We start from the raw sequence: 13092 nt of genomic DNA, 5'->3' as shown, positions 1-13092 counted from the left end.
TTTTTGTGGGGGGGTCTGGGGGGGGGGGCCCGCCCGGGGGGGGGGGGGGGGGGGCGCGGCCCCCCCCCCCCCCCCCGGCCCCCCGGGGGGGGGGGGGGGGGGTCCCCCCCCCCCCCCCCGGCCGTCACCGTATGGACGCAAGAAACCTCGGCTCAACCCGCCGTCAACCTTCGATCGTTCGGCTGGTGTCCCACCTCACCTTGGATTCGTTGGAATCCGGCTCGGATATGCGCTTCAATGGAGGCACGACGGGCTGACAACCGAATAGCCAGGAGGAGAGACCCATGAGCATGATCGAGCGAATCCGCAACCGCCGCGACGCCAACCGCCGCGCCCGTGCCATCGAGCACGCGCTGCGTTCCGCCAACTCGCCTGCGGTCCGCGACGAGATCCTCGCCATCGCCCAGCGTCACATGACCATGCGCTGACGGCCACGACTTTCTCGTCTCCTCCCCATCGACGACCCGCCCGGACCCCGGGCGGGTCGTCGGCTTTCAGACCCTTCGGCACCGGGATTCCGCCCTCGTACGAGCGCCCGGTACGGTGGGGCACGGTCGTTCCCGCCCCTGCCGGAGGACGTCAGGCGGATAGAAACCGCTCGACACCACACGGCGACGCGGAGTGACGGCCGGTGCTCCCCGAGTGCCACGGGCGGCCACCGGATACGGTGCGGGGGAGCGCGGCACGGCCGGCCAGCCGGCTATGCCGGCGAGCAAGCCGACGGCACCCGATCGGCGTCGGCGGCCGACATGTGATGGAGGAGGCGCAGCCATGACGTCCGAGGGCCCGCACCACCCCGGCCAGGAGCCGGATCAGGTGTCGCCGGGCGCCGGTGGATCGGCGCCGTACGGCGACCGGTCAGCGCAGCAGGAGAACGGGTATGGCACAGCCGCCCCCGACCTGGGCTGGGCACCGCCACCACCGGCCGCGCGACCGAACTCCCCCGCCCCGGCGTGGAGCGCGCCCGGTGAGGCGCCCCCCACCGTGGGCTGGAAGGCACCCGGCGAATCCCAGCCCGACCCGTGGGGGCCGCCGGCCGGACCGGGTCAGCAGCCGTGGGGTGGCCCGGCCGGGCAGCCGCAGCCGGGCGCCTGGAACCCCCAGGCCGACCAGCAGCAGCCGACCACCGCGTGGGCCGCCGCCGCCGTGCCGCAGACGCCACCTCGGGGCGAGTCCCCGCAGCAGGGTGGGGCCCAGCCCGGCTGGGGCGCGCAGGGCGAGTCCGCTCCGCAGAACTGGCCCGGACCGGGCGCCCCGCAGCAGTCGTGGCCGGCACCCGGCGAGCAGCCGCCCGCCCGGGGCCCGCAGCAGCCCGCGCCCTGGGAGCCGGCCGGCGACCAGCCGCCAGCCGCCGCCTGGAGCCCGCAGGGCACCCTGCCGCAGCCGGGAAACTGGGGCCAGCAGAACGAACAGCCCGCCGCCTGGGGCGCACCGGGCGACCAGCCGCAGCCGAGCGACTGGGGCCGGGCCCCCGGTCCGCAGCAGGGCGAGCATGCTCCGGTGGCCCGGGGCGCGGCATCCGTCCGCCCACCGGGCGACCCGCAGCCGGATGCCTGGGGCGCGGCACCCGGCGAGCAGCCGGGCGGCCAGCAGTCCCAGCCGTGGAGCTCCGCCGACGAGCAGCCGCCGACGGCCGCCTGGGGCGCCGCGTCCGCGCCGCCGCAGACCGAGCCGCCGCAGTCCGGGTGGGACACGCCCGGCGACCAGCCCCGACCGGCCGAGGCGTGGCCTCCGGCCGAGCCGCCCGTGCCGCCGGCCCGCGCCACCGCCTCGGTGGGCCGCGCCGACGTCCCGGCCTGGGGTGCCGGAGGTCCTCGGCCCGGTGACGACGCCGTCCCCGCCCGTCCGGTCGTCCCGGAGGGTGAGCCGTGGTCGGCCGACGAGGTGTGGGGCAAGGCCGGATCGGATCCGGCCCCGGCCCCGGCCCCGGCCGAGCCCACCGGACCGGGCTGGGAGCCGTCCCGCGCCGAGAACCCGCCGGCTTACCAGCCGGCCCCGGGGCCGGGCATCTCGCCCGCGAACGCCGTACCGCTGCCTCCCCAGGAGGCGCGGGTTCCCGGTGCCAGCCTGGCCGCGTCGCCCCCGGCCGACTACGCGCAGCCGGCACCGTTCGCTCCGCCCGCCGACCAGCCGCCGTACGGCGAGCAGGCCGGGCGCGACAGCGGATACGACGCACAGCCCGGCGACGGCTGGGGGGCCGAGGCCGCCCAGGCCGGCCCGCAGGCCATTCCGCACCCGCGTACCTCACCCGAGTCCATCGGGGGCGACGCCGGTGGCAGCGTCTCGGCCAGCGCCTCCGTGCCGGTCTCCAACCGGGTGATGCCCCCGGCCGACCAGGCCCTGCAACAGCCTCCCATGCCGGCCCCGCAGCCCCGGGTCTACGGCCGGCCGACCCGGCCCGCCGACGGTCCGGACCAGGCCGAACACGGCGGCCAGCCGGAGCCCCACCGCTTCGGCCCGGACGGCGACGCCGGTGGCCGGTTCGACAGCGAGCCCGAGTCCCGGTTCGACGGTGGCCCCGGTCGCTTCGACGGTGCCGCCAACCCGCGCTTCGACGCCGGCCAGAACCCCCGCTTCGACGGTGGGCCCGGGGACCGCTTCGACGCCGGCCACGGCGAGCGCTTCGACAGCGGACCGGGTAACCGCTTCGACGGCGGGCCAGGAGACCGTTTCGACGGCGGACCGGGCGACCGCTTCGACGGCCCGGGGCGGTTCGACGCCCCGCCCGGCTCCCGGTTCGACGAGCACGACCAGCAGCACGACCGGCCCGGGTTCGGGGACGCGCCGGCCGCCGCCGCGTCCGCGCAGGTTCCGCAGCCGGCGCTGCCCCCCTTCCCGCCCAACATGCCCACGTTCAACGACCCGATGACCAACCAGCGCCCGGTCAACGGCACGAAGCCGCACGGTGAGCCGGCCCGGCCCGGTGACCGGTACGGCGGGGCGGCGGCACCGGTCAGTCCCGGCGCCATGGGTCACCACGACCCGGGTCACGGCTCGCCGGACGCCACCCGGGGCTTCCCGGCGGCCTTCCCGGCCCCGGGCGACCAGCCGGACCGTCCGCTCTGGGACCTGGGCGACTCGCCCCAGGGCGACCAGGGGCGGTTCGACGCCTTCAAGCCGGAGGCGACCGAGAGCAAGCCGGCCGAGCCGCCGACCCCGAAGGTCCGCAACGGACGCGTGCTGATGGCGGTGCTCACCGCAGCCGTGCTCATCCTGGTCGTGCCGCTCGGCGCACTCTGGGCGCTCGGCAAGCTCGGCGGCTCGGACGAACCCGCCTTCAACCCGGCCGTCGGTTCCTGCGTCAAGCAGGCCGGCGACGGGGCGGTGGCCGCCGACTGCGGCGACCAGGACGCGTTCAAGATCGTCTCAAGGGTCGACGACAAGGCCAAGTGCACCGACGCGACCCAGCCGCGCGTGGAACTGCCCGGCAGCTCCCCCACCCGGGTGCTCTGCCTGGGACCGGCCGGCTGACGACCGAACGACGGCGACGTGCGGCGGACCCCCGGGTCCGCCGCACGTTCCTTTTCCACCTGCCGATGGACCTCCGGTCGGTGGATCCGGCCGTCAGGCGGTCCGGTTGGTCGTCCAGCGCTGGGTCGGTTCGGTCGTGGAGCAGGTCGCCAGCTCGAGCGCGACGAGCGCGCCGGTGGACGCCCCCGCCGCCCGGACGCACAGGCCGGACGCGGTCTTGATGTGGTAGGTCAGCCCGGTCAACGCGGTGAAGGTCCACCGCTGCGCGGCGGCGCCGGAACAGCTCGCCTGCACGACCGGAGTGCCTGCGGTGGTCGCGCCACCCAACGGGGTGAGGCACTTCAGACTGTGGTTGTTGGTCAGGGTGTAGGTGCCACCGGTCGCCGAGGCCATCTTCCACTGCTGGTTGGCCTCGCCGTTCTGCGGCCACTGGATGACGGTGGCGTTCTCGGCCTCGCTGAAGCCGAGCACGTCGAGGGCGAGGTTGGCACCCGAGCCGTCCACCACGTCGTTGGCGAAGATCATCGTGGCACCGTTCTCGGCCGCACCGGCCGCCGCCGTGCTGCTGTTGGTGGTCACGCTCAACGGCTGCGAGTCGACCGACGTACGGGTGACACCACCGTGGGTGACCCGCTGCCGGACGGTGTAGGTGGCCGTGGTGTTCGTGGCCAGGCCGGTCAGCCGTACCGAGGTACGCCAGCCGGGGACCGTAGCCACCACCGTGCCGTTGCGCAGCACCTGGTGATCGACGGTGTGACCGGAGCCGACCGGCTTCATGCTCGGCAGGTAGCTGAGCACCAGTGAGGTGCCCTCCACGTCGGTGGCCCGCAGCACCTGCGGAGGTAGGGCCGGGATCGTGGTCATCGGCGACACCGAGGTGCCCGCCTGGAGATACAGGCTGTCGGTCGCGGCGTTCCAGTGCGTCGGCAGGTAGCTGCCCTGCGGGTTGACCGCGAAGTAGTCGTCCCGGCCACAGTCGAGCAGCCGTACGGCGAGCGGGTCGGTGCACACCGTGGGGCTGTCGCTCTGGCAGAGCGTCTCGTTGCCGTCGGTGCAGTGCCCGCCGCCGTCGAAGTGCGGAGCGTCCGCCTGGACGCCACCCAGGGCGTGGGTCAACTCGTGGGTCATCGTGTGCCCGGTGAAGCAGGAGGGCTGGAAGGCGACCCAGGACGTCACGCTGTTGCGCTGGTTGCCGGTGCCCGGCGCGCTCGGGTTCGTGATCGGCTCCGAACTCGCGCCGGCGCAGTTCACCCGGTGGTTCTCGAACAGGATGAGATAGTTCCGGTTGTCGGCGTCGTACCCCACCGACCGGAGGTGGGGGATCAGGTTGTCCGCGGCGTCGGTGCCCGCTGGCACCTGCACCTGGTCGATGGTGAGGTGGCACCCGGTGCTGCCGGTCAGGAACCGGATCCACCGCTGCGCGCCGTCACGCTTGGCGCTGTCGTTGACGTTCTGCTGCGCCACCCAGGCCGCCGTACGGATCGCCGGCTCGCGCTCGGCGAACCGGCTGCTGCCGGGTTCGTACGCGTAGAGCACCTGCACCCGATGGCCGCTGGTGCCGTTGTCGACGCACTGGAGGGGCGGTGCCGCCGCCGTTCCACCGGGGATGGCGGCGGCGGGCGCGGTCGGTGCGACCGCCAGCCCGACAGTCACCGTCATCGCCGCCGCAAGCACCCCCGCGAGGCGTCCGTACCTTCTTGCCTGTCTCATCCGGCGTCCTCTCCCCGTGGCCCCCGACAGGCACTGACGGATCCTCCACAATGAGGGCCGACAGTGATCGGAGTCATCGCGAAAAATCCTGCGGGTAACCTCCACAGGATTGTCAGCGCGTCGATGCTAGTCGATATACGACCGCGACGCCGCCGCTTCGAGACATGCCCCACAACGACACCTCGGGTGACAGTGCCAGCGTTCCACTCGACACAACCGTGCGGCAGAACCGCCGTCGTCGCCGCTGGCAGCAGCCCGCGTCGGCAGGCCGCAACGGGTTTCCCGCACTGCAGAACCGGCCAGGCGCCGTCGCTGGCGAACCCTACGTTCGACGAGCCACCCCTTGCCCTGCCGCACCTCGGCACCCGGCCGAGGCTTCGTAACGTCGCCTTGATCGATTCGGATTGCGGCATCTCGGAGTATCGCCGATTGCGAACACCCCGACATGCCGCATGCCGAGTCGATCACGTTCACTAGCGTCAATGAAGGCTGAAGAGGTGGAGAGAGTTCCAGCACCGCTCCGACGCGGGCCCTTCACGACGCCAGCCGCCGCACGCCGGGCGGTCGGGTCGGCAGAGGATGGTCGACCTCGGCATGGCCGTGGCGGCGGCACCACCCAATCGGCCCCGCGACGAGAACCTGTTTGGACCGTTTCGTCCGCTGGGCTCGCCCACCCCGCCGCCGGCGCGACCGACCAGGGCCGGAAGACCGCCCGCTCCGGCCGCGCGACCCGAACACGCCCGGGGCGGGTCCGGGCGTCCCGGGCAGCCGCAGTTCACGTCCGTTGCCATCGTTACCATTCCCGGCCCCTGCGGCCGTTCCCGGTGCCGGCGTGGCAGGGTTGCGGTATGTCGACGTCGCCCCGGGTCCGCGCACCCGAACTACGGGGCCGCCAGTGGCTGAACACCGGCGGACGGAACCTGACCCTGCGGGACCTCCGGGGCCGCATTCTTCTGCTGGATTTCTGGACCTTCTGCTGTATCAACTGCCTCCATGTGCTGGACGAGCTGCGCCCGCTGGAGGAGAAGTACGGCGACGTGCTGGTCGTCGTCGGCGTGCACTCGCCGAAGTTCGAGCACGAGAAGGACCCGGACGCCCTCGCGGCGGCGGTCGAGCGGTACGGGGTGCATCACCCGGTCCTGGACGATCCCGAACTGGACATGTGGCAGCAGTACGCGGCGAAGGCGTGGCCGACCCTGTCGGTCGTCGATCCCGAGGGGTACGTGGTCGCCACCATGGCCGGCGAGGGTCACGCCGAAGGGCTGGCCCGACTGATCGACGAGTTGGTCGCCGTACACGAGGCCAAGGGGACGCTGCACCGGGGCGACGGGCCGTACGTGCCGCCGGCGGAACCGGAGACCACCCTGCGCTTCCCCGGCAAGGCCGTGGTGCTCGACGGTGGGAACCTGCTGGTCTCGGACTCGGCCCGGCACTCGCTGGTGGAGCTGGCCCCCGACGGCGAGACGGTCGTCCGCCGGATCGGCACCGGCGCCCGGGGCAGCGCGGACGGCCCGGCCGGCACCGCCACCTTCTCCGAACCCCAGGGCCTCTGCCTGCTGCCCACGCACGTCGCCGAGGTCTCCGGGTACGACCTGGTCGTCGCGGACACCGTCAACCACCTGCTGCGCGGCGTACGCCGCGACACCGGTGAGGTGGTCACCGTGGCCGGCACCGGCCGGCAGTGGCGTTCCACGGTCGACGACCACGCGCACGACGCCCGCTCCGTCGACCTCTCCTCCCCCTGGGACCTCGCCTGGTACGAGGGCCGGATCGTGGTCGCGATGGCCGGCATCCACCAGCTCTGGTGGTTCGACCCGATCAAGCGGACCGCCGGCATGTACGCGGGCACCACGGTCGAGGCGCTGCGGGACGCTCCGGTGGCCGAGGCGTGGATGGCGCAGCCCTCCGGGCTCTCCGTCTCGGCCGACGGCCGGCGCCTCTGGGTGGCCGACAGCGAGACCAGCGCCCTCCGCTACGTCGAGAACGACGTCCTGGGTACGGCGGTCGGGCAGGGGCTCTTCGACTTCGGGCACGTCGACGGTCCGGCCGACGAGGCACTGCTCCAGCACCCGCTCGGCGTGTGCGCGCTGCCCGACGGCTCGGTGCTGGTCGCCGACACGTACAACGGGGCGGTGCGGCGCTTCGACCCGGCGACCCGGATGGTGTCGACGGTCGCCGACGGGCTGGCCGAACCGAGCGACGTGGTGCTGACCCCGGCCGGTGACGTCCTGGTGGTCGAGTCGGCCGCGCACCGGCTGACCCGGCTCGCACCGGGTGCGCTCTCGGCGGTCGGGGCGAGCACGGTGGCGGGCCCCCGGCACCGGACCGAGCGCCCGCCCACCGACATCGCCTCCGGCGAGGTGACCCTGGACGTGATCTTCACGCCCCCGCCCGGCCAGAAGCTGGACGAGAGCTTCGGCCCGTCGACCCGGCTGGTGGTCTCGGCCTCCCCGCCGGAGCTGCTGCGGGAGGGCGCGGGCACCGGCACCGAACTGTCCCGCCGGCTGGTGGTGGACCCGACCGTCCGCGCCGGTGTGCTCCAGGTGACCGCCCAGGCGGCCACCTGCGACGTGCACGACGAGCACGGGGCGTGCCACCTGACCCGGCAGGACTGGGGTGTGCCGGTACGGGTGGTCGACGACGCTCCGGCCCGCCTCCCGCTGGTGCTGCGCGGGCTGGACGCGTAGGCCCTGCCGTCTCGCGGTACTCCCACGCGGGGTGGCCCGCCCCGGGTCGGGCGGACCACCCCCTGACGCTGGTCAGAGACCGATGGTGGCCTGCGGTCCGGCGTGGGTGCGGACCAGGTTCGGCACCTCCGAGGCCGGGTCCAGCCGGTACGAGTAGAAGCTCGACGGGGTGAACGCCGAGCCGCCGGTCTGCTGCCTGCCGCTGCTGTTGACCACGATGCTGCCGCTCTCCCGCAGCTGGGCGGCGGAGTCCTTGTAGTACGGGTCGGTCACCTTGTCGAAGTACGTGTTCTCCAGGACCATCCTGGTCGCGCCCCGGGAGTAGTTTCCCTGCCCGGTGTTCTGCACGTAGTTGTTGTGGAGGTGGGCGTAGGCCACGTTGTCGGTGCTGGGCATCCGGACCCGGGAGTCACGGATCCAGTGCCGATGTCCTGTCTGTTGCAGTCCTCTTCGGATGACTGCTGTCTGGCTGTGGCGTGGGTGCGCTGCCCAGGCGGCACCCACCGCACAGGAGGTGGTGGCCGCGCTGCGGGTGCGCTGCCCAGGCAGCACCCACAGCACGGGCCGTGACCGGTGCCCCGTGGGGCGCACCGGCGAGATGACGAGAAGCTCGCGTGGCCGTCGTATGGCAGACGCGCTGCGGGCCGGCCGACAACAGAAATCCAGCGAAGAACTTCTCTGGCTGCCCGCACCGGGCTCGTCAGCCGGACCCGGCCATCGCCGCGAGGCGGCGGGCGAGCAGGGCGGCGGCCTCCCGCAGCTCCGGAGGATCCAGCACCTCCGCCTCGAAGCCGAGCCGGGCCACGTGCGCGGCGAGCCAGTCCAGGTCGTCCCCGCCGACGGCGAGCACGCACCACCCGTCGCGGTCGTCCTCGACCCGCCCCACCTGGGGCGGCACCAGCTCCCGCACCTGGTCGGGTCGGGCGTGCACCCGCACCCGGGCGAGATAGCGATACGGCGCCCCGGTCACGGACCGCTGCACGTAGGCGACCGGGTCCGGATGCTCGCTCGGTCGGAAGCGCCAGGTCGTCGCCACCACCTCGCGCATCCGGTCCAGCCGGAAGGTGCGCCAGTCGTCGCGGTCGACGTCCCGGGCCATCAGGTACCAGCGGCGGCCGGTGGTGACCATCCGCACCGGCTCGACCGTGCGCTCGCGCTCCTCGCCGTCGCGGCCGGCGTACCGGAACCGCACCCGTACGGCGTCGCGGCAGGCCCGCGCGAGCGTCACCAGCACTTCCGCGTCGATCTCCACGGCAGGGCCGACCAGGGTCTCGGTGGCGCCGTGCACCGCCCGCACCTCGGCGCGCAGCCGGGACGGCATCACCTGGTCGAGCTTCGCGAGCGCCCGCAGTGCCGCCTCGCCCGCCCCGGCAACCGTGCCTCCCGTCGCCAGCCGCAGGGAGACCGCCGTCGCGATCGCCTCCTCGTCGTCGAGGAGCAGCGGCGGCAGCCGGGTGCCCGCGCCGAGCTGGTAACCGCCGCCGACTCCCGCCGTCGCGTGCACGGGGTAGCCGAGCGTGCGCAGTCGCTCCACGTCGCGGCGCACCGATCGGTCGGTGACCCGCAGCTCGGCAGCCAGTTCGGCGGCGGTCCAGGACGGCCGCCGCTGCAACAGGGCCAGCAACCGCAGGACCCGCTCGGTCGTTGCCTCAACGGTCACGCGCCGATCGTCGCACGAATCGCGGAACGATCCTGTCCGCTATCTACGGGAGGCTGGAGCCATGACGGACCAAAGCTGGAATCCCCTGCTCCGGGACCAGATCGCCTGGCACTGGACCAACCATCTTCGTGACCGCCTCGACGGGCTCACCGACGACGAGTACTTCTGGGAGCCGGTGCCCGACTGTTGGAGCGTGCGCCCACACGGCACCGGCACCGCACCGGTGCAGGGCGGATCCGGCGCGATGACCATCGACTTCGCGATGCCGGAGCCCGACCCGGCACCGTTCCCGACGATCGCCTGGCGCCTCGGGCACGTGATCGTCGGCGTGCTCGCGGTGCGCAACGCCGCGCACTTCGGTCGCGCGTCCACCGACTACCAGTCGTTCGGGTACGCCACGACCGCGGCCGAGGCGCTGACCCAGCTCGACACGGAGTACGCCACGTGGCTGGCCGGGGTGGAGTCGCTCGGCGAGATCGGCCTCGCCCGCCCGTGCGGGAAGGCGGAGGGGCCGTACGCCGGGCGTCCGCTGGCGGAACTGGTGCTGCACATCAACCGTGAACTGATCCACCACCTGGCCGAGGTGTGCCTGCTCCGCGACCTCTACCTGCACACTGATCAGAAGACCCGACGGGAGGCGAGCTGAGATGGCCCGCGACGTCCAGATCACTTTCGACTGCGCCGACCCGACCGGGTTGGCGACGTTCTGGGCCGAGACCCTCGGCTACCGCCTTCAGGGCCCGCCCGGCGGCTTCGAGTCGTGGGAGCAGGCGCTGGCGGCGATGGGCGTGCCGCCCGAGAACCGCAACGACGCCTCGGCGCTGGTCGACCCGGAGGGCTCCGGGCCGCGGCTGTTCTTCCAGCGGGTCCCGGAAGGCAAGCAGGCCAAGAACCGCGTGCACCTCGACGTGCGAGCCGCCCCCGGGCTGGCGGGCGACGCGCGGATGGCGGCGCTGGAGGCGGAGGCCGAGCGCCTGGTCGCCCGTGGCGCCACCCGGATCCGGCGCCACGAGCCCGCTCCCCCGCTCGGCACCGGTCACATCGTGATGGCCGACCCCGAGGGCAACGAGTTCTGTCTCGACTGAGCCGTGCCGCGGCGGGCGACGCCGTGGGGGACGACGCGAGGACATCGCGCGGCGATCCGTCCGGCTCACCGGCCGGGTCACGAAACCTCACCGGCCGGGTCACGTAACGCTGAACGGACGGAGCGGCACCCCGGCGTCGATGAGGGCGGCGCGCACCAGGGCTGCCGCCTGCACCGCGCCGGGGGTGTCGCCGTGCAGGCAGATCGACTCGACCGGGCAGGGGACGACGCTGCCGTCGACGGTGGCCACGGCCCGCTCGGTGGCCATCCGGACGGCCCGCTCGGCGATCTCCTGCGGGTCGGTGACCAGGGCACCGGGGGCGGAGCGGGGCACCAGTGCACCGTTGGCGAGGTAGCCCCGATCGGCGAAGCCCTCGGCGACCACCCTCAGTCCGGCTCCGGTGCCAAGCTGAGCGAGCACCGAACCGGGCGGGCAGAGCACCGGTAGCTCCGGGTCGTAGTCGCCGATCGCGGCGACCACGGCGGCGGCCTGCGACTCCTGGCAGGCGGCGGCGTGGTAGAGCGCGCCGTGCGGCTTGAGGTACCGGATCCGGGTCCGGTACGGCCGGCAGAACGCCTCCAGCGCGCCGAGCTGGTACGTGATGTCGTCGCGCAACTCGTCGAAGGCGTACGCGATGTGTCGGCGGCCGAAGCCGGCGAGGTCCCGGTAGCCGACCTGGGCCCCGATCGCAACCCCCCGCTCGGCGGCGGCGGCACAGACGCGGCGCATGGTGGACGGGTCGCCGCCGTGGAAGCCGCAGGCGACGTTGGCGGAGGTGACGAGCTCCAGCAGCGCCTCGTCGTCACCGAGCCGCCAGATGCCGAAGCCCTCCCCGAGGTCAGCGTTGAGGTCCATGGAACCTGACGGTAGTCCCCGGACGGGCCTGCGCGAGCGGGGTGACGTCGTCCACCACTCCGATGACGGGGTACCCGCCGGTGGTGGGGTGGTCGGCGAGGAAGATCAACGGCTGGCCGTCGGCCGGCACCTGCACCGCCCCGAGCACGATCGGCTCGCTGGGCAGTTCGCCGGCCACCGCGCGGGGCAGGGCCGCGCCGACCAGTCGCGCGCCGATCCGGTCACTCACCGGACTGACCTGGTACGGGGTGTGCAGCAGCCGGTGCCGGGCGGCGGGGGTGAACCAGTCGTGCCGGGGGCCGGGGCGCAGGGTCAGCCGGACCCCGGTGACCGGAGCCGGGGTGGGGGTGAAGTCCACCGGTGCGGGCGGGCCGGCGACCGGGCCGAGAGGGAGCCGGTCGCCGTCACGGACGCGGGACGGGCCGAGGCCGGAGAGGGTGTCGGTGGCACGGCTGCCGAGCACCGGTTCGACCGCGATCCCGCCGGAGACGGCGAGGTAGCTGCGCAGCCCGTGGCGGGCGGGACCGATGGTCAGCACCACCGAGGCAGGCAGCGACAGCGGGCGGCCCGGGTCGACCTGTCGCTCGTCGATCCGTACGTCGGCCTCCGCGCCGGTGACCGCGACCGTCCCGGCGCGGTGGAACCGCAGCGCGCAGCCGGTGAGGGTGATCTCCAGGCCGGCAGCGGACTCCGGGTTGCCGACCAGCCGGTTGGCCAGGCGCAGCGCCGCCGCGTCGAGGGCCCCCGACCGGGGTACGCCGAGGTGCGCCCAGCCGGGTCGGCCCTGGTCCTGGACGGTGGTGAACGCCCCGGCCCGGAGGACCTCGATCACGTCGCCTCCAACCGGACCCGGCTGCCCGGAGTGAGGGTCGCGGGCGGGTCGGCGCGTACGTCGAACAGGGGCAGGTCGGTCCGGCCGACCAGCAGCCACCCACCGGGCGAGGCGGTCGGGTAGATCCCGGCGTACGGCCCGGCCAGGGCGACCGAGCCGGCGGGCACCCGGGGCCGGGGGCTGTCCAGGCGGGGCACGGCCCACTCTGCCGGCAGTCCGGTGAGGTACGCGAACCCGGGCGCGAAGCCGCAGAAGGCGACCCGGAACTCGGCGCCGGTGAGCCGGCGGAGCACCTCGGGCACGTCCACGCCCCAGTGGCCGGCGACGCGGGGCAGATCCTCCCCGTCATAGGTGACCGGCACCCGGACGGTGCGGGGGCGGCCGGCACGGGCGGCCGGCCGTGGGGTCCAGGTGGCGATCCGGGCGGCGGTGGCCGTCGGGTCCGGTACGCCGTCGAGCAGCACGGTGGTGGCGGCCGGGACGATCTCGACGGCGGTCAGTTCGCCGGCCTCCCGACGGCGCCAGAGTTCGGCCCGCCAGGCCTCGACCTGCCCGGCGGGGTCCACCGCTGACCGCGCCGCACCCGTGGAGCCGGAGCCAGGGTCGGCTTCGGCTTCGGCTTCGGCACAGTCGAGCAGCAGCGCGTGCGCGCCGACGGGACGGATCCGCATGCCGTCATCCTGACGGACGCGAGGGCGACCACGCACGGACGACGCGGGGTGACGCACTCCACTACCTGGAAGTAACTTACGGTGCCGTAACCTAAGGGCGTGACCACTCCGACCAAGGTAC

11 protein-coding genes are annotated in these 13092 nt (G+C 73.9%); 5 read left to right on the top strand and 6 right to left on the bottom strand.

Annotated features, from left to right (window positions below; translation table 11 throughout):
• Positions 1–284: 284 nt before the first annotated feature.
• Positions 285–428 (top strand): hypothetical protein, encoded by a 144-nt coding sequence (locus tag ACIBJE_RS19290; protein WP_170107854.1) that lies wholly within the window; start codon positions 285–287, stop codon positions 426–428.
• Positions 429–771: 343 nt separating this feature from the next.
• A complete protein-coding gene (locus ACIBJE_RS19285; protein ID WP_396750085.1) occupies positions 772–3471 on the top strand; it encodes a hypothetical protein in 2700 nt (899 codons plus the stop codon).
• Between the two features lie 93 nt (positions 3472–3564).
• Here ACIBJE_RS19285 and ACIBJE_RS19280 read toward each other — a convergent pair whose 3' ends face one another.
• The gene (locus tag ACIBJE_RS19280) at positions 3565–5130 is read right to left on the bottom strand and encodes an RICIN domain-containing protein (protein WP_396750083.1); all 1566 of its coding nucleotides are present in this window, start codon (positions 5128–5130) and stop codon (positions 3565–3567) included.
• An 899-nt stretch (positions 5131–6029) separates the two neighbouring features.
• Here ACIBJE_RS19280 and ACIBJE_RS19275 point away from each other — a divergent pair.
• Positions 6030–7868, top strand: a complete 1839-nt coding sequence (locus tag ACIBJE_RS19275) for an NHL domain-containing thioredoxin family protein (RefSeq protein WP_396750081.1) — start codon at positions 6030–6032, stop codon at positions 7866–7868.
• A 72-nt stretch (positions 7869–7940) separates the two neighbouring features.
• On the opposite strand, the gene ACIBJE_RS19270 is transcribed toward ACIBJE_RS19275, so the two are convergent.
• Positions 7941–8264: a hypothetical protein gene (locus tag ACIBJE_RS19270; RefSeq protein WP_396750079.1), complete on the bottom strand. Its 324-nt coding sequence runs from the start codon at positions 8262–8264 to the stop codon at positions 7941–7943.
• A gap of 304 nt (positions 8265–8568) precedes the next feature.
• Positions 8569–9528, bottom strand: a complete 960-nt coding sequence (locus tag ACIBJE_RS19265; RefSeq protein WP_396750077.1) for a helix-turn-helix transcriptional regulator — start codon at positions 9526–9528, stop codon at positions 8569–8571.
• A 61-nt stretch (positions 9529–9589) separates the two neighbouring features.
• On the opposite strand from ACIBJE_RS19265, the gene ACIBJE_RS19260 reads away from it, so the two are divergent.
• A complete protein-coding gene (locus tag ACIBJE_RS19260) occupies positions 9590–10174 on the top strand; it encodes a DinB family protein (RefSeq protein WP_396750075.1) in 585 nt (194 codons plus the stop codon).
• A 1-nt stretch (position 10175) separates the two neighbouring features.
• Positions 10176–10613, top strand: coding sequence for a VOC family protein (locus tag ACIBJE_RS19255; protein ID WP_396750073.1), 438 nt, complete (start codon positions 10176–10178; stop codon positions 10611–10613).
• 99 nt (positions 10614–10712) lie between these two features.
• On the opposite strand, the gene ACIBJE_RS19250 is transcribed toward ACIBJE_RS19255, so the two are convergent.
• The 3 genes from ACIBJE_RS19250 to ACIBJE_RS19240 are packed head-to-tail and all read right to left on the bottom strand — an operon-like array spanning position 10713 to position 12971.
• Positions 10713–11468, bottom strand: a complete 756-nt coding sequence (locus ACIBJE_RS19250) for a LamB/YcsF family protein (RefSeq protein ID WP_396750071.1) — start codon at positions 11466–11468, stop codon at positions 10713–10715.
• Positions 11452–12300, bottom strand: a complete 849-nt coding sequence (locus tag ACIBJE_RS19245) for a biotin-dependent carboxyltransferase family protein (protein WP_396750069.1) — start codon at positions 12298–12300, stop codon at positions 11452–11454. The genes ACIBJE_RS19250 and ACIBJE_RS19245 overlap by 17 nt, the downstream gene beginning before the upstream one ends.
• On the bottom strand, positions 12297–12971 hold the full coding sequence (locus ACIBJE_RS19240; protein ID WP_396750067.1) for an allophanate hydrolase subunit 1: 675 nt from the start codon (positions 12969–12971) through the stop codon (positions 12297–12299). Before ACIBJE_RS19240 ends, ACIBJE_RS19245 begins: the two co-directional genes overlap by 4 nt.
• Positions 12972–13092: the final 121 nt, after the last annotated feature.

It is taken from the genome of Micromonospora sp. NPDC050187, from assembly GCF_044459745.1.
Taxonomy (GTDB): Bacteria; Actinomycetota; Actinomycetes; order Mycobacteriales; family Micromonosporaceae; genus Micromonospora.
This window is presented reverse-complemented; position numbering and strand designations above follow the sequence as displayed.

What these genes read in the sequence shown, in the direction of transcription:
- ACIBJE_RS19275 (WP_396750081.1), top strand. Translation starts at nt 6,030, where the DNA reads ATGTCGACGTCGCCCCGGGTCCGCGCACCCGAACTACGGGGCCGCCAG.
- ACIBJE_RS19250 (WP_396750071.1), bottom strand. Translation starts at nt 11,468, where the DNA reads ATGGACCTCAACGCTGACCTCGGGGAGGGCTTCGGCATCTGGCGGCTC.
- ACIBJE_RS19255 (WP_396750073.1), top strand. Translation starts at nt 10,176, where the DNA reads ATGGCCCGCGACGTCCAGATCACTTTCGACTGCGCCGACCCGACCGGG.
- ACIBJE_RS19260 (WP_396750075.1), top strand. Translation starts at nt 9,590, where the DNA reads ATGACGGACCAAAGCTGGAATCCCCTGCTCCGGGACCAGATCGCCTGG.
- ACIBJE_RS19270 (WP_396750079.1), bottom strand. Translation starts at nt 8,264, where the DNA reads ATGCCCAGCACCGACAACGTGGCCTACGCCCACCTCCACAACAACTAC.
- ACIBJE_RS19285 (WP_396750085.1), top strand. Translation starts at nt 772, where the DNA reads ATGACGTCCGAGGGCCCGCACCACCCCGGCCAGGAGCCGGATCAGGTG.
- ACIBJE_RS19280 (WP_396750083.1), bottom strand. Translation starts at nt 5,130, where the DNA reads ATGACGGTGACTGTCGGGCTGGCGGTCGCACCGACCGCGCCCGCCGCC.
- ACIBJE_RS19290 (WP_170107854.1), top strand. Translation starts at nt 285, where the DNA reads ATGAGCATGATCGAGCGAATCCGCAACCGCCGCGACGCCAACCGCCGC.
- ACIBJE_RS19240 (WP_396750067.1), bottom strand. Translation starts at nt 12,971, where the DNA reads ATGCGGATCCGTCCCGTCGGCGCGCACGCGCTGCTGCTCGACTGTGCC.